Genomic DNA, 24,386 nt, shown 5'->3' with positions numbered 1-24,386 from the left:
GAGCGCCATTAGTGAGGCGTTGATTTTTCCAGAGAGAACGCGCCAAGCAGAACCGCAAGTTCACGGGAGTCTCCATCCACCTTTAATTGCTCGGCATCAACGGCTAACCGAACACGCCGATAAGTGCGGCCGTTATCTGGAATAAGTACAGTATTCAATACCCAATTGGATGAAACATGGACCTGCCGCTGGACGGCAATATCATCAATGAAGATATCTACATTGGCTCCGGCAAGAGAGTGCCACCAGAAACTCAAAGTGCCAGGTTCGCAATCGAAGGCCGCATCGCTTCTGGCCCAGGCCTGGCGCCTGAACGGCGTGGTATCAGTGGGGTAGAAGTTGGTAAGGTTCTTGACGAAAGGGGCGTCAGACGCAGCAAATGCAAGACCTTCTTGCAACGCCTGAAGCGAGTCCAGACTCACTTCGGCAACGGCCACGCCAGAATACTTACTAACGCCGGCAATAGTAATCGCGTCAGGCATCCTGACCTTGAATAACAAATCTCTGGTCGACGTTGAGCAGTGCGGAATTTCCAAGGCAAATCGTGACCACTCCACAGCGACTTTCAGATCTTTTTGCACTATCACGCCATCCATGAAGATATCGACAGATGTCTGACTAACTGCGCGCCAAAGAAAGCTCAAAACACCGGACGCCGACACGAAACTGAATTCAGGTAGTGACCATGCGAACAGCCGGTGTCCGTCGTGATCGACCTCATAAAATCCGCTAGCTCTCGACAGTTCCGCCGCGTCACCACTGACGTCGGCATATAGCCCTGCCAGAGTGCGCGCAGCCTGACGCCAGGTGAAGTTGGCACGCGTGACGAGGGTGGAGAGAAGGCTGTGAGGCTGCGACAGCATTTGGGCAATTCCGCGCACAATATCGTGTACATCGTCATGCCTGACATATTCAGCACCTTTGCCGAAATATTCGCGTGCACACCCTTCGCCAGTGATGACTACTTTCGCACCGCATGCCGAAGCTTCCAACGCGGCAAGTCCGGGAGTCTCTAGGGTGCTAGGCAACGCAAACAGTTCGCAAGCAGCATAGGCCGACTTGAGGAGGGGCGAGTCATGTGGCAGCGAGCCGATGTAGCGTACTTGCTCACCGCCTTCGGATATGCAGGCTTTGGCGTAATCCGGATCGCGTTGGTACCCGATTAACACCAATTGGAGATGGGGAAATGCCTTCATTGCCCGCACTAGGTTAATTTGGTTCTTACGCGGCTCGAGATTGGCGACATTCAGCACAAACGGGCCATCGAAATCGAAAGTACTGCGAAACAGTGCCGGATCCGATGGCTCAAAAAATGCCTCATTAACGCCGTTGTAAACGGTAGAAAATTTCTCACGCGGAATATTGAAGACCTGCGCCAGCAGTGCACATTCCATATCAGAATTACAGATCACCCGATCGGCCAAGACAAACTGGGTGCGGATCTCTTCAACAGGATAGTTGCCTTTGTTCTCTTCCGTAATCCATAAATTGGGCGAGACCAGCAATGGCAAACCGAGGTTTTTAACAAACGCGCAAAAATGCACCGACCCACCCATGCTGGAAAAAAAATGGACTAGGTCAAACCTCAGGAAGCCGGGATTCCACGGGTCAAATAGCGTGACACCAACCGATTCAGCAGACAGGTACTTCCTGTACTGCATCAATTGGACTTCTCCTCCACCAGGCGTATGAAATGCCGTGGGATAAGTATTAAAGAGAACGTTCATTTATTATGGCTAAAGACCGACATGCCGCAGACCTGAATCAAATCTTGACATCAATCGCATTGAGTAACTCTAACGCACTGGTTTGCCATGAAACCATTTTTACTTGAGAAGGGGATGGCGCATTACCTGCTGCAGCGAGCTCAATCCAAGTTTGCACGTGCTGGGCGAGGATACCTGGGTGTAAATCCTTTGGCAAATAGTAGGCCCCATCACCACATACTTCCCTGAACACGTCAATGTCACGTGCCAGTATTGGTAGACCATATGACGCTGCCTCAATGTTCGGCAATCCAAAGCCCTCAGCTTCGGAAATGGACAAAAGTGCACTTGCGTGAGAATAACTATAAGCAAGCTCTTCATCTGTAGCCGCGTTTATGTAAACCAGATTGGTGCCGAAGTGAGGGTGAGTGTCGATACGCCGCAGAAGTGCTTCAGATTTCCAGCCGGGCCTTCCAATAATCACAAGTTTTTGCTCATTACCCTCACTCCAAAGTAGGTCAAAAGCATCGAGCGCCAACATGTGGCCTTTCCTAGGCTCGAGCGTACCCACAATGAGGAACGTCGTTCGCGAGTCAAAGACACCGCAAAGCCGTGCCGTAGGCGGTTCTTCGAGGCGCTGCAATTGACTAGATCCCAAGCGAAAGTGATCCAAGCGTGGACGTCTACTCCTGGAAATAGACTGCCCATCAAGCCAGGTTTCGAGATATGACTGAGTAGTCATTGAAATAGAGATCAATGCACTTGATAGAGAGGCCGCAGCAGACAACCAATATGTGAACTGGGCTACAAAGTCTTCGTTAGCAAACCATTTTTCATTAGCAGGAAATAGGGTTGGATGCGTTATCGGAAGAAGATCATAAACAACGAAAAATATAGAACAGCCGTCGCCTCGATAACCATCCAATACCGACACAAGTGCTGGTTCTATTTGGTAATGAAGATCAACACCCAGAAATATATCAGCAGATGAAGGATAGATAGCGACCACATCGGTGGTAGCCACGAAGTTTTCTGCCTTTGTATCGATATCGGCTTTGTAGAAGTGTTTTGAACTGGCGCTACCGATCACGGGTTCGATTTCCCAAGGCCCAAGCGACGTTAAGGCCTCTAATGCCTGGAATATTTCCCAAGTGACGCGCTGAATTCCCGTCTTTCTATTCAGACGAGAAATCTCCGTGACATCATAGAAAATTTTTGGCATTATTAGGCACGAGTCTCAAAAAGCAGATAGTCGTAGAGATTAGAAAAAGCACGAGGAAGAAGGAACTCATTTGATTTCTCTCTCGACGCTACTACAAACTTTCTTTCCAACTGCAACAGTACAGCTTGACGTATATTTTCTTCTGATCCAGGATCTACTAGGGTGGCCTTACCATCGAAAAATTCTTTTGACCAATCGCAATCTGAAAGAATCAATTCGCAATTTGCTTGAAATGCTTCCATCGCTGAAACACCTGGAAAATCTAGAGGCAACTCCAAAAACACTTTACAGCCTGTTAGTGCCGATATATATATCTCCGAGCCAAAAGGCATTTCCGGAACAAAGAGGGTGTTGGCACCTGCACTTTCACGACAAAGCCGGAAATAAGCCTGATCTCTGACGCAACCCGAGACAACCAGCGGGATATCCAAGTCGGAGAGCGCCTGAATTGCTTTCAGCTGATTTTTCTGTGGTTCGATGATCCCGGGCCAAAAAATGTAGTCCTTTGCACCATAGACATCTGTGAAGAGCGTGGTCCGCTTGGCGGTCACAAACTCATTCGACACACCCGGCAATACGAAGATGATTTTTTTATCCTCGATAGCGAAATACTTCCGAAAGTGCACGCATTCAGCGTTGGACTTGAACACGATCACATCAAATCGGTTCACCAACTTTTGCAAGTGCGCCACTGTGTCTTTTGACGGTTCCTCTACAAACCATAGGTTTGGCCACAGAATCATCTGACGTTCGTCTCCCGCCAGCTGGTCCAGCAGCTGCTCAGTACCAGCCGCTAAAGAAAAGTGAATCACCGTATCGTATTCGGAAACAGGACGTGAATCAGGGCCGTATAGGTCCGCAATCAGGCCAACCTTATTTAAGGCGTCGCGCAACAAAAAAATCTCCCGCTCTCCACCGCCGTGATAGAGGTAGGCGCCGGGGGAAGTAGTCAGCAGGATACGTTTCATTGCATAGCCTTCAAAGTCGGATCGTCGAAGTTGACGAAGCGATATCGTGTCTGCCCGTCAACTGTCACATTGATATAAACATAGTCACAATTGCCAATGGCAAACGTGGGATAGTTGCTTATATCAAGTTCAAGCAGGTGATGCAGAATGGAGCACACAGTGCCTTCATGCCCGGCGATAAGTATGTCCTCGTCCTCGGCCCAATTCTTTTTTTCCTGGTCGAACCACCCCGTAACGCGGGCCATCATTTCGTTGAGGCATTCACCGCCGGGATATTTAAGGTCTGGGCTCAGGCCTTGGTATTGGTAGCGTGGAGAGTGCGCATACAACTCAGCCACCGTGATATGGCTCACATCACCAGTGTCCAACTCGACCAGCGCGGGAACCGTCGTGACGGAGATCTGTTGCTTCAGGTGCGCAATGGTCTGCTGGGCGCGCTGCAGGGGTGAACAATAGATGCGCGAGAAGGTCAGCTTATCGAGCTCAGCGCAGATAGATATCGCCTGCACCAGGCCACGTGTGGAGAGTGGGTAGTCAGACGCTCCACAAACAATGCGCTTTTCGTTTGAGACACTAATGCCGTGCCGTAGCAGATAAATATTCATGGTCAGAAGCCGTAGGTTTCGTTAATGCCAACTTCATGATCCAGAATACGACCGTCGAGGTCGTTGTCGAAATTAAACTGCCTGTCGATCAAGGAGAGTCTGGCTTGCATGAGCTTGCTGACGCTGCGCAGAGAGAAATCCCGATTTACACGAATCTTGGCATTGTCGGCCAGCATTAAACGCTCTCCGTAGCGCTCAACCATCTCAGTAAAACATCGAGTTGCAGATTCCATGTCCGGTTCAGCCCACATGTCTTGTTTTTTATAGCGAAGACGCTCATGGCCAATGTTTCGAAGTTTGTAATCGACAAGCATGGTGTCAGCGCCATTGCAAAAATCCACATTTCCAGAGTAACCGGTCGTAATCACTGGAATGCCACGACTTATAGCGTCAGAGATAGTGAAGCCGAAGCCTTCTGCGCGATGCAAGGACACATAGGCATCCGTCTGGTCGTACAGACCATGGATCACTTCATTCTCGACGTAACCGGGGACAATCTGGACGTTGAGGTGCTTTTCGGCAATCGACTTGAGCTTAGCATCGAGCAGCAGGTCGTATTCCAGATTACTAATCTTCAAGACTAGCCTAACATCCTGGCGGTCGCCAAAGGCATTCAGGAAGGCTCGAACGGAGAACAGGATGTTCTTGCGTTCGGCATCGCTATACACATTGGCAATGGTAAGAAATGAAAATGCTCCGCAATCGACGCCAGCCCTACGATCTTTCATTCGGTCTGTTACCGCGAATTCCTCGATGGGATGGGGCATCAACAGAATGGGGATATTGGATGATCTAGACATGGCTTGCTGACAAAAGGCGGAACCAGTCCAGACCTCGTCAAAAAACCGGAACTGCTTCGCCCATTGCTCTGGAATCTCAGGCACTTCACATTCCCAGTAGCCGATATTATGAAAGCCATCTAAAGCACCGGCAGACAACTGCGCGAAGTAGTGCGGAACCCAGCGTGCACTGAAATGAAAGTAGTTGATCTTATGAGGCAGACTTTTAACCAGCGCGTCAGAGATAACCAACTGGCTGGTCTTTTGCAGGGCTACAGGACGGGACAGCACAAATTTCTCGACGCTAAATTCCGTATCGCTCAAGCACTGCAGGTTCAATGATGCAGCACGACCGATACCATCCGCTGTTTCAGAAGGGCCGAAAAAGTTGATTCCTAATTTTTGGCCATTAAGCATTCGTGGTGAGCCCTTTTTTGCACTGGCCTGACTTGTTGTGAATCATGGGGGATGTCATGGATGAACGAATAGCAACTCAAGCATTTTTTTTAGTCTTGCCGACCAGGTGTTGTCGCATACAAACTCGTATGACTCCGAGACGGTAAAGCCGCCGCGAGCTAATTGAGCGTTTATATGCTCAATGAATTGCTCGCTGGTGTCGGCCACCAGCAGACCGGCTTGGTTGGTTTTTGTGAATTCTAACCGCGTACCGACCACGGGCACACCAGCAGCCAAATACTCGAAATACTTCATCGGAAACATCGATCGGGTGTACTCATTGATCAACGTTGGGAGCGTGCCGACATCAAAGCCACGCAGATAGTCGGGTAACACTGCATATGGTTTGTCCCCCAAAAAATGGACGTTCGGCAACGCACGCAATGCTTCAGCTAGAGAGCTTTGCTGCCCTTCGCGCTCGGCACCGATCACCACCCAATGCCAATCCGGCCGGGCAATGGCAACACCCCGCATCAATGCAAAATCCACTTTGAAATCCGACAGTGCTCCCACGTAGCCGATTCGTGGCGACGGTATAGCCGCAATATCTGGCGGCAATGCGCCAGGGTTATGTGCACGACCAAAGTGGTCCAAATCTGCAACGTTAGAAAAATAATATGTATTGGCGTTAAACGGCGCACACTTGTCCTTAAGCGCCAAGCTGGTAACAAACACAACAGCGCATTCTGCAAGCAACCGTTGCTCTTCACTATTGAAGCTATCCGGATCAATACCGGGCACAGCCGACAGGTCGTCAACACAGTGATAAACGAGCTTGCCATGGGGCAACTTGGATATCGTTTCACGCATGAAAGGGTGGTAAGTCCAAATCATGGGCAACTTAAAACCCTGACGCAGCATAAACAGCTTGATGCGCATTCTGAGCCAGCCTTGGTTCATAGCCCGAACAATTGGCAAGTGCTGCTTAAACGGTATAGCCAATGGCGACATAACCCACACATTGGGCTCTACCAGTTTTGCGGGCCGCAGTCCCCGCTTTAGCCTTTGCCAAATACGCTTAAGGTCCATCCCATTCATTGTGGGCGCACGCAAGCCTATGCTCTCGATATACAAGACTCGATGTCCCGCGAGCGCGAGGTGGTGAGCCGTATGCTGTTTATTGGTCCAATAGGGGGCGTCCCAGTCTGCTGTAGCAAATAACACACAGTCTTTGGAGTTGGGTGCTTCTGGCTCAGCCATTAAAGCCCTCTACGCAGCTGCCCAACAATATGGCAACGATACGTTGGCTAGCAAGTCCGTCACCGTAGGGGTTGCCTCTTTGCTGCAATTCGGCTTGCAGGCCCGGGTTACCCAAATATCGCTCCGCAGTGGAAACAATCAGACGGGTATCGGTACCGGTTAAAGTTGCAAAACCAGCCGTAACGCCGTCATTACGCTCTGTGTGTTCTCGCATCACAATGGTCGGCACGCCGAAGCTTGGTGCTTCTTCTTGTATGCCGCCTGAGTCTGTGATGATGAGTGCGCACTGGCTTTGCAGATACAGATTGGCCTCAAAGTTCAAAGGTTCAATCAAACGCAGATTGGGCAATCTGTCCAACTCCGCGAACACCACCTTGCGCACCTCAGGGTTCAAGTGCACCGGAAACACAAAACCGACGTTCGGGTGATTGGTACATAGCATTTTGATAGCGGCACAAATTTGCCCTAAGCCCTGCCCGAAGTTTTCCCGGCGATGCGTGGTAACGAGCACCATGCGTTTGTTTTCAAAGTACGCCGGAAACTTGTGCTTACGACCTGCCTCCGCCCAACGGCGTTGAACCATGCCAATGGCATCCACCACGGTGTTGCCAGTTATAAAAACCTTTTCCGCGTCTACTGCTTCAGAGCGCAAGCAGTTTGCCGCGCTAAGGGTAGGCGCGAAATGCCAGCTTGCAATCCTGCTAATAGCAACACGGTTGAACTCTTCTGGAAACGGGCTGTCCCAAATGCCAGTGCGCAAACCAGCCTCCACGTGTGCAACCGGTATACGCAAATAGAAGGCAGCCAATGCAGATGCGAATGCCGTGGAGGTATCTCCCTGCACCATCAGCACATCGGGACGATATTCAAGCAATGCTTCTGTTACGAGGTCTATGAGTTTGGTGGTCAATCCAGCCAAAGTTTGACCTTCTTGCATGACCGACAAGTCCACCTGCGGGGTGATACCAAAAACGGCCAGCGCCTGGTCCAGCATATGGCGATGCTGGCCAGAAGAGCACACCGTCAAGTGAATGGCTGAAGGGTGCTTTTGCACCTCCGCAATAACAGGTGCAAGCTTAATGACCTCTGGACGGGTGCCAAAAATGACCATCAATTTCATAACAAAACACCATCTTCAGTGACCTCAAGCAGTTTGCCGCGATATTCCACAGCAACAGCCCACGGAGTCACATTTACACCAGGGGCTATTGCATATTGAGCTCCTGCAACTGATAGTCTTATAGAGGACCGATAGTGCAGAAAGTCCATTGCGTCAGTCTCATTACAGAACAACACTTTTTTTGTCTGCTTCATATAGCCGACAAATGCTTGATGGAACTCAATTCGCTGTGCTTCTGTCTGCCACCCGTATTGATACCTGGGCGAAAATGGATGGTCTAGATAGCCAAAGAAAGCCCCCCCCTCTTTAGAGATGTCAAACGCTTGTTTGAATACGGAATGTGAATCTGCATCCTGAAGTACGCAGTCACCATGCAGCATGCATTGTTGGCTATGCCCAATAAAACCCTCACCCGCTGCAGGCACTTGACCGGACCTCGCTGTCAAAAAATCTGGATCATTTCGGATGATGCCACCTATACAACCGGCATATCCTGCGTCAGCCAATGCAGCGCGGGCATAGCCTGGTGTTTGGTGAAATGGAGACACCGCATACTTGACCCGATAGGCGATGGCACCATCAATGCACGCAGCCGATGCCATGCCCTCAGCAAATGCGGCCTCATAACTACCGCCCCAGTCCGGAGCGTGTGTGGCAGTATGCGATAGTAACGCTCCGCCAAGTGACAGCACCTCCTTGGGCAATGCATGATGGATAGGATCTGCCAATACCTTGGCGTGGAGTGCCAATGAAAACGGCACGTCCATTGCACGATAAGCCTCCCATAAAGGGCGAGCAGACTCTACGTCTTCATCACAATCCAACCGCATGGTGACGGCAGCATCAAATCCGTACGGTACTTCGCGCAATACAGGCCAACAAGATAACTCGGCCGATCGGTAGCTGGCTATAAAGTGTTCGACCAAGGCCCACTCCTGCGAGTCCACCGGTCCTACTGCACGGTTAAACCACAGCAGGCTGCTTTGGGGTGTGTCCCAAACCCCTACATAGGCACTCAAAACTACATGATCAGCGTGCACTTCTGCAATAACGTTAGAAGGAGGCGCAGCCACAGATTGCGCCAACGCCCAAATGGACGAATGCGTTGCATCCACATGGATGGAGCCATAGCCCAGATTGTTCCACTCATCGGTAAAGTCATATCGTAAAAATGGCCGCTCCCTCAGTGGAGAAGCCTTATCGCCCAGAGCAGAGATGTATCGCACAGTCGCCGCACTTTGCGAAAACCGCCCGGAAAGAGCTGGGGCACACTTTGCGGCATTCACCAACGCATCGCCTACCGGCAATATTGCAACATTTAAATACTGCGCCAACTTGGGAGGCAAAGCCCCAAAAACAATGACCTTACTTTTGGAGGCGCTCAATGTGGCAATAATGCTGTCGATCCAATCGTTTAGAGGATCAATTAAAACCCAACAGCAAGGCATGCCAACCTTGGTTGGATAGGCCATCTGGCTTATGGTTGAGCGCGTCACCAAATGGGGGGTGCAGCTGCGCACAAATGCAAGAGCAACTATCTCTCCTGCTTGGGTACGTGAGCCCGGACAAATGACATTAATCATGGATGAACGACATGCCTGAATTTAGCGTGACGACCAACTCGAACAAATGCGTCGTGGTCCACAAACTGTAGCTCAAAACCTTGCCTCCAAAAACTGGTAACCTTACGGCGTATTTCTTCTTTATCAGCGAACACCTCTGGCACGATTTTCAGTACAGGAGGTGTTGATCGAAGGTCTATCTGAAACTCTTGAATACCACCCACACGATGATCCAGCATGTCCTGGATATGGTGTGTTGGATGATCGACGCCATTGATGGACACCAAATCGTGTATGCGCCCAACCACGTTGGTCAAGAAAAACCCCTGGGGGCCATCTTCCACCTTGGCAAGGTCACCAGTACGATAACGAATGAGTGGCATGAGTTTGTTGCGAAACCCAGTAAATACCAGTTCATGTTCACCGTTTTCAGCACCATCTACTTCAAATGACTCTGGCCAGGCTTCAGACTCAAGCACCTGCTGCCCATTGCCTGCGCCAGACAGTTCATAACCAACAACCCCCAACTCCGCCAAGCCATAACGATCTACAACACGACAACGCAGCGCACGGCCAATGGCTTCTCGCTGATAAGGCTCCAACAACTCACCGCTAGACTCAAAAACCTCAAAGGCTTTACCACTACCGTATTTACGCTCAACATAACATGCCAAAGCATAAATGGTGGAGGGGTGTGCGTGCGCCAAGTAGGGTCGACGGCGAAGAAGGGTCTGCCATATTTCTTCTAGCCCGTCATCATCGACGCTGCTGAAAAAAATATTGCTGCGGTTCATCGCAAAGCATTTGAAGTCTTCGCGCGTAGGCCATTGGGGCACCATGGCATCTGGAAAGCGACAGGCGAAATGCAGCTCTGTTTTGTACTTGCGTTTGCCGATGCGCTCCCGCGCATACAAGGTAACCGCAGCCGAATAATCAGCGCCTTCCTGATCGTAATAAATTACGCTCGATAGCCCCGTTGACCCCCCCGTCTTGCAGATGTGGTGGCGAGTTTGGTCCAGCGCCCGCGACAGCATGCGGTCGCCTTGCTCGCGAATAATATCTTTGGTTAAGTAGGGAAGATCATTCAGATACCGCACATCCGCGCGGACCTTCTCGGTATTGAATGCGTGCTGGGCAAAAAGGTCTCGGTAATAAGGTACCGAAGTTCCGGCAAAACAAAGGGCATCGGCCAAGCGATTGGTAGCGATGCTGCGGCGCTGGGCTTTGTCCTGGCTATAAAAGCGTCTCAGCTCTTCAAGTTTGGGGCGAACTTCACGCTGCTCTCGCTTTTCAGCGTAAGGATATGCAATGTTGGCACTGAACAGCCCCTTAAGTAACTTAAGCGGCTGGTAGGAGAATGCAATTGCTCCTGCACGAAGAACCGGATGGTCTGCACTAATCATGCGTCAACTACAGTCGTTACTAGCTCATCCGAAATAATCCGCCCATGCTCCATAGTGATCTTGCGGTTGCAGATTCGCTGGATAAGACTTGGGTCATGCGATGCCACCACAAGAATCGAAGCCTTACCAACAAGACTTTCAAGTCGGATAGCTGCCTTGGCACTGAATGCTGCGTCACCTACGCTAAGCCACTCATCCATGATGATGATGTCTGCCTCGATACTGGTCGAAATTGCAAACGCAAGCCTCAGCATCATGCCGCTGGAATACGTACGCACGGGTAGATTGAGGTAATCGCCAAGTTCGCTGAAATCTGCAATCTCGTCAATTTTGGAACGTATCTTGGCAGGTTTCAATCCGTCCAGAATACCCCGGAGATAGATGTTTTCAAAACCAGTAGCATCCGGATCGAGCCCCATGGACACATCCAACAACGATGCAATCGACCCCGTCACCTTAAGCTGACCACGCACAGGCGCATAAACCCCGGATAGGACTCGCAGCAAAGTTGTCTTGCCCGAACCGTTGTGCCCCAGCAGCCCCACTCGCGTACCTTCCTCAAACCGGAAGTTCAAACTATCCAGTGCGGTAACGATCGAGTGCTTACCTGTGTCCTGGCCAATTTTTCCTCCGGTAGAAAGATTCAGAACAGTTTTCTTGAGAGAGCGGTGTGAGTTTTCATAAATCGGGAACTCTACGCCTAGCCCGCTGGCGACAATTGAAGTACTCACGTTATTACAACCAATAAGGCACGCGATTGCGGTACCGTTTCATTAAAAACTGTGCAAAGATAAACCCCACGACAAGAAGCCCAATAGCCCAAACCCAAGACTCCAAGGGAACCGGGCGGCCGATAATTGGGCCGCGTGCAATTTCTATTAAATGGTAGAGCGGATTAAATTCAGCCACCCAGGCACGGTCAACCAATATGTCTGGCGACCACATCACAGGTGTAAAGAAAAAAGTTACCTGCACGAGATTAGCAACGATGGGCGCTATATCCCTAAAGCGAGTGCAAAGTATACCAAGTGCAACGCCTATCCAAATTCCCTGCAACCAGAGAATAAGCAATGCAAATGGCAGCAACAATATCTCTGCAGTAGGCCAATGTCCAAAAACCAAAAGAGTAAGTATCACTACCGGCAAACTATGCAGGAGAATGACAAAATTACGCCATGCAATGCGACACACATGGACAGTGAGGGGTAATCGTATCTGCTTAATCAAATAAGCAGAGCCAATGAATGACGTACAACCCTCAGTTACCGCCGAAGCCAGATACTGCCACACAACAAGGCCGACAGCCAAATAAGGCAAATAACTACTTATTTCCTGATGCAACAATTGCGAATACAGCAACCCCAAGACAACGACCATAATGAGTGTGCTCAATGTAAACCAGAAAGGACCAAGTACTGAACGGCGATAGCGCTGGCGTATATCATGCCAACCCAAAGTTCCCCAAACTGTATATGCAGCCATACCGAAACAAAGATCACTGGAAGGCGTATGGTCTGCTGGACCATTTTTTCTGTGTATTTCAACTTCAGCAACCATGACTAACCACAGTTCTCTTGGAAACAAACAGGATTATCTTCATCGAGATTTTCATAAAAATTATCTACACCAACTAATATGTAAATTTACACCCGCCGTCTGATTACCTTAATCAATATCGGCTTACCCCTGGATCACATTATGTCAGACGCGAGCTCACACGAACTCCATGCTTCGTAACCGTTTTACGCATGCTGCGTGGGTCATCCACACCACTTTGCACAACATCCACCTCACGCGACTCCGAGTTGTTGCGAACCTCACAAAAACTCTTAAACCCGCCCCTCAGATGCGGCCATCAACCCCAACGACTGCTCCACTTTGGAATTCTGCGCGCTAGGACAAGATATGCTCACAACCACAACCACAACCACAAGTGCAAGCAATACCTCGACTATGGGGGGTGTCAGCACGTATGCACACGCGGCGGTCGCAGTACCCTCAATAAAGATTTCTGTTGGGGGTTCTGTCATGCCGATCATCTGCGAGGCCTATACCAAAGCCGCGAAGCACGCCGCCTGGGTTATTCGACTTAAAGCATTACTTCGCTATCAATGTCGGCATTCCGTTGCAGCACATGGACTCGCCCATGACTGCATCCTAGATAAGTGAGCCACGAACCACGTCCAAATGAGAGCACAGTCCGTTAATTTCATGGCTTAGCCACTGGTCCGGGTGCTTTGCAAGAAATCCTCGTAGGCGCGGGCTATGCCTTCTTCTAGCGGGGTGCTGGCTTTCCAACCCAGCTCGGTCAGGCAGGATACGTCCAACAGTTTGCGCGGAGTTCCGTCTGGTTTCGTGGTGTCGTATTCAATGCTGCCCTTATAGCCCACCACGTTTTTCACCAATTCAGCAAGTTCGGCAATAGAAAGATCTTGTCCGCTGCCCACATTGATATGGCCTTGCATCGGTTGTACGTGTAGATTAAAAGTAGCTCTGGGCAGTTGCATAACATGAATGCAGGCTGCGGCCATGTCGTCTACATACAAAAATTCTCGTTTGGGCGTTCCAGTACCCCATATGTTGGCACTGGGTAGGTTGGCAACGCGGGCCTCGTGAAAGCGGCGGATCATGGCAGGCAGCACATGGCTATTTTCAGGATGATAGCTGTCGCCAGGGCCATATAGATTGGTGGGCATGACGCTACGATAGTCAATGCCATGACTGCTGCCGTATTGACGGTTGTAACTTTCGCATAGCTTGATACCGGCAATTTTGGCAATCGCGTATGGCTCGTTAGTGGGCTCCAGTTTGCCGGTGAGCAACGCGTCTTCGGCCATGGGCTGGGGAGCCAAACGAGGGTAGATGCAACTAGATCCTAAAAACAGCAGTTGCTTGACGCCCGCTTTGAAGGCCTCGTGCACTACAACGGTCTCCAGCATGAGGTTGCTATAGATGAAGTCTGCAGGGTAGGTATTGTTGGCGTGAATACCGCCCACTCGGGCTGCGGCTAGATAGACCTGGTCAATGCGCTCAGATGCAAAAAAAGCGCGCACCTGGGCTTGCTCGGTAAGATCAAGCTCGGCATGCGTCCGGGTGATGATGTGGTTGGCAGGTATGCCTTGGGTCCGTAAGGTTCGCATGATAGCTCCACCAACCATGCCCCGGTGACCGGCTACAAATATCTTTTTGATCATTTTTAACCCTTGCAAGAACTCGCATCGACTTGACGTACCGTCAAGCCTCATTATTCCGTAGCCTCGCCAATTATGCCGCCAGCATGCTTGTTTTTGAGTCACACGAAACCGACAAAGCCAGATCCGGAGTGAGATCAACAACCACGGCTGAGCATTTTTCGGAATCGCCACAACTAGTGAGGATCCACCACGACACCTGACAGAAGTTGAAAAGAGGCAACAACAGGTTAGCGCGGACTTAGCTGGCAAAGTGAATCCCCACTACACAAATCCGAATGGCCAGCAAGAATAAACATAGAGCCAAAATATGCAATCATTTGTAGCAAATGCTTGGTAGAACTTGTGACAAGCAGAACCTACCATCGCTATCGAGATAATAAAAATTATCTATCAACAACCATCCATTAATAGCTTAATATGCGACTCCGTAGCCAATGCATCCCGCACTAGCAACCTACGTTTTACAGGAATACCACATGTCTCTGATCAATACCCAAGTCCAGCCTTTCAAGACCGAAGCCTTCCATAACGGCAAGTTCGTTACCGTGAGCGATGAGACACTGAAAGGCAAGTGGTCTGTGCTGATCTTCATGCCGGCCGCCTTCACCTTCAACTGCCCTACCGAAATCGAAGACGCGGCTGAAAACTATGCAGAGTTCCAAAAGGCAGGTGCCGAGGTCTATATCGTTACCACCGACACGCACTTCTCGCACAAGGTGTGGCACGAAACCTCGCCTGCCGTGGGCAAGGCCAAGTTCCCTCTGGTGGGTGATCCTACCCACACCCTGACCAACGCTTTCGGCGTGCACATCCCTGAAGAAGGTCTGGCACTGCGCGGCACCTTCATCATCAACCCCGAGTTGGTGATCAAGACCGCCGAAATCCACTCCAACGAAATTGCCCGCGACGTGAAGGAAACCGTGCGTAAGCTAAAGGCTGCCCAGTACACCGCCGCCCACCCGGGCCAAGTCTGCCCCGCTAAGTGGAATGAAGGCGCCGCGACCCTGACCCCTTCGCTGGACCTGGTCGGCAAGATCTAAATCTGCATGAAGTAAGCAGCTTGCAAAGGCCGCTACAACCCGCTACCCACCCACAAGGTGGGTAGCGGGCAATGGATAACCACGCCCAAAATATGGGCAGCATAGTCGAGATAGGAAGAGAACACCATGTTGGACGATAGCCTCAAATCACAACTCAAAAGCTACCTGGAACGGGTGACACAACCATTTGAAATGGTGGCCTCCCTGGATGACAGCAAGGCCGCTGGTGAAATGCGTGGCTTGCTGGAAGACATCATAGCCCTATCCGACAAGATCACGCTGAAGACGGATGGAACGGACACCCGCAAACCCTCCTTCAGCCTGAACCGCATCGGCAGCGCTATGAGCCTGCGCTTTGCCGCCATCCCCATGGGCCATGAATTCACCTCGCTGGTGCTGGCTCTGCTGTGGACCGGTGGCCACCCGCCCAAGGTCGAACCCGGTGTGATCGAGAGCATCCAGGCATTGGACGGCGACTTCAATTTCGAGGTCTACATGTCCCTTAGCTGCCACAACTGCCCGGACGTGGTACAGGCGCTGACACTGATGTCGGTGTTTAACCCAAAAATCAAAACGGTCATCATCGACGGCGCGCTGTACCAAGACGAAGTCAATGCCCGTGAAATCATGGCCGTACCCAGCATCTACCTGAACGGCAGCCATTTCGGCTCGGGCCGCATGACGGTGGAAGAGGTTGTGACCAAGCTCGACACTGGCGCAGCCGACAAAGACGCCGCCCGGCTCTCCGCCAAAGAAGCCTTTGATGTGCTGGTGGTCGGCGGTGGCCCTGCCGGCGCCGCAGCAGCCGTATACGCAGCCCGCAAAGGCATCCGCACCGGCATTGCCGCCGAACGCTTTGGCGGGCAGGTGAATGACACACTGGCGATCGAGAACTTCATCTCCGTACTGGAAACCGATGGTCCGAAGTTCGCCATGGGCCTGGACGCGCATGTGAAGGCCTACGGTGTAGACGTAATGAACCTGCAACGTGGCGACAAATTGATCCCCGCCACCACGCCCGGCGGCCTGGTCGAGGTGCAGCTGGCAAATGGCGGCTCCCTCAAATCCAAGACCGTGATCGTCACCACCGGTGCGCGCTGGCGCAACGTTAACGTACCCGGTGAACAGGAATACAAAAACAAAGGCGTGGCCTATTGCCCGCACTGTGACGGCCCACTGTTCAAGGGTAAGCGCGTGGCGGTGATCGGTGGCGGCAACTCGGGTGTAGAAGCCGCCATCGATCTGGCCGGACTGGTTGAGCATGTGACCCTGATCGAATTCGGCGAAGCACTGCGTGCCGATGCCGTGCTGGTCAAGAAGCTGCACAGCCTGACCAACGTAACCGTCCATGTATCAGCACAAACCACCGAGCTGACCGGCGACGGCAACAAGCTGAATGGCCTGACCTACACCGACCGCACCAGCGGCCAAAGCCACCACATAGCGCTGGAAGGCTGCTTTGTGCAGATCGGCCTGGTGCCCAACACCGAATGGCTCAAGGGCACACTGGAACTCAGCAAGCACGGCGAGATCATCGTGGACAACCGGGGTCAGACTTCGGTGCCCGGAGTGTTCGCGGCGGGTGACGCGACGACCGTACCCTTCAAGCAAATCATCATCGCCGCGGGCGATGGCGCCAAGGCCGCGCTGGGTGCATTTGACCACCTGATCCGCAGTTCATCCCCCGCCGTAGCCTGAAGACCAAGCCAGTAGACGTCCAGCCACGGATGCCCAGCACCCGTGGCTGAAACAACTCAGGGCTTGCCCGACTGCGTGTAGCCTCCGGTCAGGCACTCTGCCCCCTTGGGATCCTGGCAGCATGCGGCCAGCATGCGCACGCTGCGGACAAACTGTTCATTCCACTGCGCCTCGCTGTGCAGATTGCCAGGCGGCATCCAATGTGACTGGGGGAACTTCCTACCCCAAGCATCCAGCCCTTCCGTATGTCCCTGGCCAATGGACTGCCACATGGCCACGTTACAGCTATTCATGTTGCCTATGCGATGGCAGGTGGTACATGCGTTGCCGCGGGTGCTGATGGAAAAAGGTACAGCCCAGCGCTGAAAATCTTTACCAATATCATTTTTGTACAAACCAAAGGGATCACCAGGCACCATACGTGTCTGGGCGATAAAGGGACTGTACATGAAAGGGCCGCTGTCGTGGCACTGCACGCAGTTCTTCGCAGCGGTCAGACTCGGCTTGTTCCAGAAGGTCTGCGCTGGAGGATAGCCGGGCAAAGGCTGCGCCTGATTGGGCGGCGGTACCTTGCGGCCATCGACGCCCTCGTTTTGTTTCAGTGGCTTACGTGTGCTGGCCTGGAACCAGCAGGTGCTGCCGGTGCGCACGTTGTGGGCCACGATATCCACCTCATCATACAAATGAGTGTCAGCGGGGCGAATCATCTTCTGCCGGCAAAAGGCGCTGATCTGTGCCTGGTCATCGTCGCGCAACACCAGCGCTCGCGAGTACGGCACGCATTGACCATCGGTCTTCTGCCCTTTGTCTGGCGGCAGCAGAGAGGGCCGGTCGCAGAGCATGTTCTTGGTGTACTTATCGGGTGTACGTCCATCCACGGTGATGGGTACAGCCACACCGGTTTCACAACTGAATGCGGGTATGGGAGCCACCTTGTCTGCACACTCCTGGCCGTATTCGATAATGCCTTGCGCATGCGCAGCCCCCGCCATAAGCAGCACCATACTGAGTAAATAACGCTTCATACAAGCAGCCCTTTCTCCGCTGTAACCAGCGCACGGATCGCTTCGTAATACCGCACATAGCCGGTGCAGCGGCAGATATGGGCACCACATGCGTTGGCAATGGCCGCGTCCAGATCCGAGGCAGGAATCGGGGCCAAACGCAGACGCTCCAGCAGCATATGGGTGGCCATAACAAAGCCTGGAGTGCAGTACCCGCACTGAAAGGCAAAGTGGTCCAAAAAGGCCTGCTGGATACGGTCCAGCTGCTCAGGCTGGCCTATGCCTTCGATGGTGGTGATGCTTTCGCCGTCCAACAGCACCGCAGGGGTCGAGCACGCCAGCAATGGCTGGGGCAGGCTCTGTGGGGTGCGTTGCACCGCCACGGTACAAGCCCGACAAACACCGATGCCGCAGCACAGCTTGGTTCCGGTCATCCCCAAGTCTTCCTGGAGAAAGTCGATCAGCGCCAGATCGTCTGGCACCTCGCGCTGCACCTTTTGACCATTGATATGGATAGCGATGGACTGGTTCATTTTCTCAATACCTTGCGCACTTTTTCAGGGGTCATAGGGAGTTCATAAAACCGATGGCCAGTGGCAAACGCCACCGCGTTCGCAATCGCCGGAGCAATCGGGCACAGCACGGCCTCAGCAATACCCTTGGCAGTGGACTCAGTAGTGGGCAGGACGGTCAGCCCCAGCCTTTTCAATGGCACATCGCCAGCCAAAGCTACGTGGTAGTTATCCAGATTCCAGCGACCGTTGCCACCGCCCTCCCCTCGCAAGGGGATGTTTTCCAGCAATGCGTAGCCAATACCCATGGCCACACCACCTTGGGCTTGGCCTTGCAGCAGATCAGGCTGAATAACCTTGCCAGCATCCAAAAACAGCTCAATCTGCAGAACCTTGACAATGCCGGTTCGGCGTTCGATCTGCACAGCAGCCAGTGCACCCGAAGGCGAAAACAGACTACGCCCATACAAACTGGCGTTCGCAGGGGGGGCGACGGTATGGGTCCGGTCGTGGCGCCGCCAATCATGTTGATTGGCCAGCTTGGTGGACAAGCCATCCAAAGGCAAGCTGCCGCTCCAGTCCCCGACTTTGTAGTCGGCCGACACCCACTGCCCTTGGTAAACCGCATGCACCATTGCCGCAGCAGGCAGACCACCGGCATACAACTGGCCAGCAATCCTTACCAGATCCAGCGGCGGCAAACCGGGCGCCTCCAGTTGGCTGTCGTGCCACTGGGTGTGCCCACGCAAGGTGTCAATCGATACTCCCCACAGCTGCGCAGCAGCCGGCAGCAAACCAGTTTCAAACAGAACCAGGCTGGCCTGCTCCGCTACATGGACCTGGTGAAACGCCGTCAAACAGGCACTGGACGACATGGCCCAGCTCGCGGTCCAACGCGGGTTGTTCCAGGCATTGGTGTCTGACGTATCAGTGAAACCCAATGGCTGCGTGAAATACGCCGCCTCCCCCATATTGGCCAACGTGGCATTGGCACCGGCGTATTTGGCCGTGCTGATGGCCAAGGTGGTGGCAGAACCATTGCCCATGTCCACGCAATTGGTGCGCACCGTGAGCTGCCCGTCTTGCGCAATCGAGACTTCGGCCATCACGCCATCCGTACCCGTGCCGAAGGCCTGGTTGGCCAGCGCAAAGCCCACTCCATACAAATGCTCGGCCGTATGCCTGTGTGTGTGGCGCTGTGCCCACAAAGGATGCTCGCGCGCCAGACGGCAAATCTCAGCCAATTGCATAGGTTGGGTCAACGGTGTGCCGGTTACCGTACGGTCACCCTTGCGCAGTACATTGCGTTCACGCAAGGCAATGGGGTCCAGCTTCAGGCGCACTGCCACTTCGTCCACCAGGCTCTCCACCGCAAAGCTGGCCTGTGGGCCACCAAACCCCCGCATGGAGCCGGCCACCACACCATCGGTCGGCACGGCTCGAGCATCCACAGCCGCCTGAGTAATGTTGTAGCCTCCGGTGCCACAGTAGGCGGCCAGCTCGGCCACATACTGGCTGTAGTTGTTATTGCCACCCGAGCGCAGGTCTTGGTGGCTCTGAAAAGCCACGAAGCGACCGTCGCGGTCCACCGCAATACGCTGCCGCATGGTGGAGTCCAACTGCTTCAAACCAGACTGGAATTGCTCGTACCGGTCTTGTGCAATACGCACCGGCCCGTCAGCATAAGCCGCAGCCAGGGCCAGCAAAGGAGGGAATGTAGATGTATCTCGCCCGCCAAAGCCGCCGCCGGGGTAGCAAGAATTGAGCACCACCATCTTCACCTTGATGGGACAGTCCTTGTTCTGAAACAGGCCGAAGGTGGATGACAAGTCACCATTAGTCGCCTGCGTGCCCATCACCAAATGCAGCGTATCGCCATTGCGCCATGCCAGGCCTGCTTCCGGCTCCATGAACATCGGGTCCAGCACCTGCGTGGAATACGTACCCTCAAAGCTGCGAATACCGGGCTTGCGAAAAGTCTGGTCTATATCGCCCCGCAGAGTGCGCGCTACCCAATCGACGGCGGTAGGAGGATGGGCAAATGGATTGCTTTTGCCGCTCTCCACCTGCGAGAAGCCAACGCCCGCTGCATCTGCGTAACGTGTCAACTGGGTGGTAGGTGCATATCCCTGGTGGACCTCCGGGATGCGGGCGACATCGCCGTAGCGCAGCACATCGGGGTTGAATTGCAGCAAGCGCTTGGCTTGGCGCCAGGTTTCAAAATTGCGAAACAGCAGCAGTGCCACAGGCTGCCCAAAGAAGACAGGGCGTTGCCCCTTGCCCACCAGCAAACCACTGGGCCATGTAGCCGGTGGCTGGGCAAACCAGGGAACGTCGATGTGGTCGCGCAGCAAATCTTCCTGCGTCACAACCTTGGTGGGCCTGAGCGCTTCCGGCAGCATCGACAGGTCTATGCGCTCAAACAATCGATCCACCACGGTTGCACGCAGGACCATGCCCACCTGCTCCTGGGCTGGCCAGCCGGGCATATCGCGGGCACGGAAATCGCGCGCATAAATCTTCTGCCCGGTCACCTTGGCAATGCCATCGATACGAAACCGGGCCTTGCCAGGAGTATCGCCCCACGCGGGTTGGCCCGTCGGTGGCGGCACTGCGGTGGGATCAGTGGCACCTATGGCCAAACGATTGAACACAACGCATAAACTAGCCGCTCCAGCGGTCTGGATAAATGTTCGTCGTGATAAGGTAAACAGGCTTTTCAAGTCAGATCCTTCCTTATTGCTAGTGCTGGCCGGCCTGCACAAATGGCTCACCGCACGAGGCACAAAGCAGGCCGCCGGTGTAACACCTTGTATCATTCTTGTCTATGGCATGAAATAGGCGAATAGAAATTATTTTTCGGCGTGGTGCCGCTATTGAAGGCCCCCAAAAAATCTGCGGAGGTTCAGCACATGGAGTCTTATGTCGCGTCAGCCGATTGCGAAAGCATGTTCGAATGGGCGCCCATTTCATTGTGGCTGGAAGACTACGGCGAACTCAAGAATCTGTTCGATGCCTGGCGTAAGCAAGGCGTAGTGGACATACGTGCTCACCTGCAAGCTGCGCCTGAGCGGCTGCTGGAGTGTTCGCGCAAGATCCGCCTGGTTCGGGTCAATCGCCAAACCTTGATCCTGTGCGCAGCACAGAGCCAAGAAGAACTGGTGGCCCGCCTGTCCGATATTTTTCGCGACGACATGCTGGAGTCGTTTGTCACCGAGCTGGAAAACCTGTGGAGCGGAGTCTTCCATTTCACCAAGGAGACCGTGAACTACGCGCTGGACGGCAGACGTATTGAAGCGCAGATCCATGTTCGCGTGCTGCCCGGCCACGAAGAAAGCTGGAGCCGGGTGATGGTGACACTGGAGGACATCACGATCCGCAAGAAAATCGCCGCCAACCTGGAATATGTCAGCACCCACGACTCTTTGACAGGTCTGTACAACCGCGCTTTTTATACCTCGGAGTTGGAGCGCATTGCGCGCCAAGGCACGTGGCCGCTGTGCGTAGTGGTCATGGACCTCAACGGGCTCAAGCGCATCAATGATGCGCAAGGCCATGCGGCCGGTGACGCAGTGCTGCGGCGCGTGGGAGACCTGTTGCGCCGGGCGCATGCCATGTCCCACCCTGCCTGCTCCATGGTCCGTATTGGTGGAGACGAATTCGCCGCCTTGATGCCTGGCTGCAACGAATTGCTGGCGCAAGCTCTGATCGACTGCATCACCAAGCTGGTGAGCGAAAGCAATCTGCATGACCCCGAGTACCTCATCAGCCTGTCCATAGGCATGGCCACCTGCAGCGCCGCGGGAGACATCGACGAAAGCCTGCATCTGGCCGACCAGCGCATGTTTGCCGAGAAAAACCGCTTCTACGCTGCCGCCCCCATAGAGCGGCGCATCGTATAAGTCGCTTAACTACACGACCAACCCGTCTGAGCTCTAAACGCGCAGGTCGATCAGACGCTGCAATGTGCGCTGCAGCAAACGGGCATCGTTGCTGGCCCTGTGGCGCTGCTCCCCCAGCTCCATACACACTTGCTGCTTCATGCCATGCCACTGTGACAGTTCATCTTCCCGCAACAAAGAGCGCAGGTTTTCGAGCTTGAAATAGGGGCTGAGGTCGGCCACTTCAAACAGCGCGTTGATCCAGCTGTAATCATTCGCCCAACCGTCGGAGTACACGGTTTGCCCGCGCAACTGGGTGTTGAGCAACTGAGCCACTTCCAGCGCGGAGCGCCCCTTGTGCACAACCAGATCACGGGAAATATGGTGCAGTTGTTCAGCCGCTGGGTCCCAATGGGTCCACTCCGGTTCGGGCTTGATCAAGGAACAAAAGCTGCGACCGTCAGACAACACACACCCCACTTCAATCGGATAGCTGTTACGCCCCAAACCAGAGGCTTCGATATCCAGGACGGCGGGAGCGGGGTGTGCATGCATATGGCAATTGTGACTGCGTCAATTGATTCATCTCTGATTTTTATCAAGTCACCACAACCTGTATCGGCATAGAGTGGACGGCCCAACCCGGACCCCACATGCCCATCGAGCTCTACCGCGACCCTCAACACACTTGCCTCATGTTTGCCGACCTGATCGAAGAAGGCGGACAAGCCGTGCAGGCCAACCAATTCCTGATCGTAGACAGCGGCACGGGCGCCATCATCGACCCGGGCGGCAACCTGGCCTTCAACGAGCTATTCCTGGGCATGACGCGTTACTTCAGCCCACACAAGCTGTCCTACGTCATGGCCTCGCACGCCGACCCGGACATCATTGCCTCGCTGGACCGCTGGCTCACCTCGACCAGGGCCCAGCTCGTCATCTCCAAAGTGTGGGAACGCTTTGTGCCGCACTTCACCAAGGTAGGTAAAACCGAGGACCGCATCATCGGTGTGGCCGATGCAGGCGGCCGCCTGCCGCTGGGCAAAAGCGAGCTCTGGTTGCTGCCCGCGCACTTTCTGCACTCCGAAGGCAACTTCCATTTTTACGACCCGATCAGCCGCATCTTGTTCACGGGCGACCTGGGCGCTTCCGTGCTCACGGGCGAAGAGTCCAAGCAGGCCATTACCGATTTGCGCAAGCATATCCCGCACATGGAAGGCTTTCACCGCCGCTACATGGTGGCCAACAAAGTGCTGCGCCTGTGGGTCCGCATGGCACGCCAGTTGGACATTTCCATGCTAGTGCCACAACACGGCGCACCGATTGTCGGAGCCCCAGCGATAACGGTGTTTTTCGAATGGGCCGAGTCACTCGCGTGCGGTATCGACCTGTTTGACGAACGGGCCTACCAGATACCTACCCAAAGCATTGACCGCTGAACCACAACGCCCCGTGTAGCAGGGAGGCAAAGCAGGCACATTTCTTTTGATAGTCCCGCAGACTGCAGCGACAATGGCCCATCTTTTCACCCCTACGCTAGAGGACGAACACCATGAAGGGCGACCCACAAGTCATCGCGCATCTGCAAGCGCAACTCAAGAACGAGCTCACCGCCATCAACCAGTACTTCCTGCACTACCGCATGTACAAGCACTGGGGCCTGGACAAGCTGGCCAAGAAGGAATACGAAGAATCCATCGGCGAAATGAAGCACGCCGACAAGCTGATGGACCGAATCTTCATGCTGGACGGTCTGCCCAATCTGCAAGACCTGGCCAAAATCCTGGTCGGTGAAGACGTGCCCGAATGCCTGGCATGCGACCTGAAGGCCGAGTATGGCGCACAAGCCACCATCAAGGACGGTATCGCCTACTGCGAAACCGTGCGCGACTACGTGTCCCGCGACCTGCTGCAAGGCATCCTCGACGACACTGAAGAGCACATCGACTTCCTGGAAACCCAGATCGACCTGCTGGGCAAGGTCGGCATCCAAAATTACCTGCAAAGCCAGATGGGGGAACTGGGCTAACCCCCAG

General features: G+C 53.6%; 21 protein-coding genes. 5 read left to right on the top strand and 16 right to left on the bottom strand.

From position 1 onward, the window contains the following. Positions 1 to 8: 8 nt before the first annotated feature. The 12 genes from AC07VY_RS02060 to fcl form a co-directional block, all read right to left on the bottom strand. Entirely contained in the window at positions 9 to 1,727 is a 1,719-nt protein-coding gene (locus AC07VY_RS02060) for a glycosyltransferase (protein WP_495099404.1), read from the bottom strand. A 37-nt stretch (positions 1,728 to 1,764) separates the two neighbouring features. Further along, positions 1,765 to 2,928 (bottom strand): glycosyltransferase, encoded by a 1,164-nt coding sequence (locus AC07VY_RS02055; protein ID WP_495099405.1) that lies wholly within the window; start codon positions 2,926 to 2,928, stop codon positions 1,765 to 1,767. A 2-nt stretch (positions 2,929 to 2,930) separates the two neighbouring features. Further along, a complete protein-coding gene (locus AC07VY_RS02050) occupies positions 2,931 to 3,896 on the bottom strand; it encodes a glycosyltransferase family protein (RefSeq protein WP_495099406.1) in 966 nt (321 codons plus the stop codon). After that, positions 3,893 to 4,501 (bottom strand): histidine phosphatase family protein, encoded by a 609-nt coding sequence (locus AC07VY_RS02045; protein WP_495099407.1) that lies wholly within the window; start codon positions 4,499 to 4,501, stop codon positions 3,893 to 3,895. Before AC07VY_RS02045 ends, AC07VY_RS02050 begins: the two co-directional genes overlap by 4 nt. 2 nt (positions 4,502 to 4,503) lie before the next feature. Further along, positions 4,504 to 5,697, bottom strand: a complete 1,194-nt coding sequence (locus tag AC07VY_RS02040; RefSeq protein WP_495099408.1) for a glycosyltransferase — start codon at positions 5,695 to 5,697, stop codon at positions 4,504 to 4,506. Positions 5,698 to 5,751: 54 nt separating this feature from the next. Continuing rightward, positions 5,752 to 6,615 carry a glycosyltransferase gene (locus AC07VY_RS02035; protein ID WP_495119472.1) on the bottom strand — a complete coding sequence of 288 codons (864 nt, stop codon included), beginning with the start codon at positions 6,613 to 6,615 and terminating at the stop codon, positions 5,752 to 5,754. 313 nt (positions 6,616 to 6,928) lie between these two features. Then, positions 6,929 to 8,056, bottom strand: a complete 1,128-nt coding sequence (gene wecB / locus AC07VY_RS02030; protein WP_495099410.1) for a non-hydrolyzing UDP-N-acetylglucosamine 2-epimerase — start codon at positions 8,054 to 8,056, stop codon at positions 6,929 to 6,931. Continuing rightward, positions 8,053 to 9,639, bottom strand: coding sequence for a polysaccharide deacetylase family protein (locus AC07VY_RS02025; protein ID WP_495099411.1), 1,587 nt, complete (start codon positions 9,637 to 9,639; stop codon positions 8,053 to 8,055). Before AC07VY_RS02025 ends, wecB begins: the two co-directional genes overlap by 4 nt. Continuing rightward, positions 9,636 to 11,018, bottom strand: a complete 1,383-nt coding sequence (locus tag AC07VY_RS02020; RefSeq protein WP_495099427.1) for a phenylacetate--CoA ligase family protein — start codon at positions 11,016 to 11,018, stop codon at positions 9,636 to 9,638. The genes AC07VY_RS02025 and AC07VY_RS02020 overlap by 4 nt, the downstream gene beginning before the upstream one ends. Continuing rightward, entirely contained in the window at positions 11,018 to 11,752 is a 735-nt protein-coding gene (locus AC07VY_RS02015; RefSeq protein ID WP_495099412.1) for an ABC transporter ATP-binding protein, read from the bottom strand. Before AC07VY_RS02015 ends, AC07VY_RS02020 begins: the two co-directional genes overlap by 1 nt. A gap of 4 nt (positions 11,753 to 11,756) precedes the next feature. Then, positions 11,757 to 12,578, bottom strand: a complete 822-nt coding sequence (locus AC07VY_RS02010; protein WP_495099413.1) for an ABC transporter permease — start codon at positions 12,576 to 12,578, stop codon at positions 11,757 to 11,759. A 659-nt stretch (positions 12,579 to 13,237) separates the two neighbouring features. Continuing rightward, positions 13,238 to 14,215 (bottom strand): GDP-L-fucose synthase, encoded by a 978-nt coding sequence (gene fcl / locus AC07VY_RS02005; RefSeq protein WP_495099414.1) that lies wholly within the window; start codon positions 14,213 to 14,215, stop codon positions 13,238 to 13,240. Positions 14,216 to 14,691: 476 nt separating this feature from the next. On the opposite strand from fcl, the gene ahpC reads away from it, so the two are divergent. Further along, the gene (ahpC, locus tag AC07VY_RS02000; protein ID WP_490592802.1) at positions 14,692 to 15,255 is read left to right on the top strand and encodes an alkyl hydroperoxide reductase subunit C; all 564 of its coding nucleotides are present in this window, start codon (positions 14,692 to 14,694) and stop codon (positions 15,253 to 15,255) included. Positions 15,256 to 15,381: 126 nt separating this feature from the next. Next, on the top strand, positions 15,382 to 16,953 hold the full coding sequence (gene ahpF, locus AC07VY_RS01995; RefSeq protein WP_495099415.1) for an alkyl hydroperoxide reductase subunit F: 1,572 nt from the start codon (positions 15,382 to 15,384) through the stop codon (positions 16,951 to 16,953). Positions 16,954 to 17,009: 56 nt separating this feature from the next. On the opposite strand, the gene AC07VY_RS01990 is transcribed toward ahpF, so the two are convergent. From AC07VY_RS01990 to AC07VY_RS01980, 3 genes are read right to left on the bottom strand one after another with little or no spacing between them, the layout of a single operon-like run. Then, the gene (locus AC07VY_RS01990) at positions 17,010 to 17,978 is read right to left on the bottom strand and encodes a hypothetical protein (RefSeq protein ID WP_495099416.1); all 969 of its coding nucleotides are present in this window, start codon (positions 17,976 to 17,978) and stop codon (positions 17,010 to 17,012) included. Further along, positions 17,975 to 18,490, bottom strand: a complete 516-nt coding sequence (locus AC07VY_RS01985) for a (2Fe-2S)-binding protein (protein WP_495099417.1) — start codon at positions 18,488 to 18,490, stop codon at positions 17,975 to 17,977. Before AC07VY_RS01985 ends, AC07VY_RS01990 begins: the two co-directional genes overlap by 4 nt. Next, positions 18,487 to 21,123 (bottom strand): xanthine dehydrogenase family protein molybdopterin-binding subunit, encoded by a 2,637-nt coding sequence (locus tag AC07VY_RS01980; RefSeq protein WP_495111272.1) that lies wholly within the window; start codon positions 21,121 to 21,123, stop codon positions 18,487 to 18,489. Before AC07VY_RS01980 ends, AC07VY_RS01985 begins: the two co-directional genes overlap by 4 nt. A 258-nt stretch (positions 21,124 to 21,381) precedes the next feature. Between AC07VY_RS01980 and AC07VY_RS01975 the strand changes: the two genes are divergently transcribed. Then, positions 21,382 to 22,371, top strand: a complete 990-nt coding sequence (locus AC07VY_RS01975; protein WP_495099419.1) for a GGDEF domain-containing protein — start codon at positions 21,382 to 21,384, stop codon at positions 22,369 to 22,371. Between the two features lie 33 nt (positions 22,372 to 22,404). Here AC07VY_RS01975 and AC07VY_RS01970 read toward each other — a convergent pair whose 3' ends face one another. After that, the gene (locus tag AC07VY_RS01970) at positions 22,405 to 22,905 is read right to left on the bottom strand and encodes a 3'-5' exonuclease (RefSeq protein WP_495074967.1); all 501 of its coding nucleotides are present in this window, start codon (positions 22,903 to 22,905) and stop codon (positions 22,405 to 22,407) included. A 98-nt stretch (positions 22,906 to 23,003) separates the two neighbouring features. On the opposite strand from AC07VY_RS01970, the gene AC07VY_RS01965 reads away from it, so the two are divergent. Together AC07VY_RS01965 and bfr are read left to right on the top strand one after the other, a co-directional pair. Continuing rightward, positions 23,004 to 23,789: an oxygen-binding di-iron domain-containing protein gene (locus tag AC07VY_RS01965; RefSeq protein WP_495099420.1), complete on the top strand. Its 786-nt coding sequence runs from the start codon at positions 23,004 to 23,006 to the stop codon at positions 23,787 to 23,789. A 113-nt stretch (positions 23,790 to 23,902) separates the two neighbouring features. Next, complete coding sequence (bfr, locus tag AC07VY_RS01960; RefSeq protein WP_116605495.1) at positions 23,903 to 24,379, top strand: bacterioferritin; 477 nt, start codon at positions 23,903 to 23,905, stop codon at positions 24,377 to 24,379. Positions 24,380 to 24,386 lie beyond the last annotated feature (7 nt).

Source organism: Rhodoferax sp. GW821-FHT02C08 (genome assembly GCF_059421805.1).
Note: the sequence above shows the minus strand (reverse complement) of the source record. Positions and strands in the feature narration are given on the sequence as shown.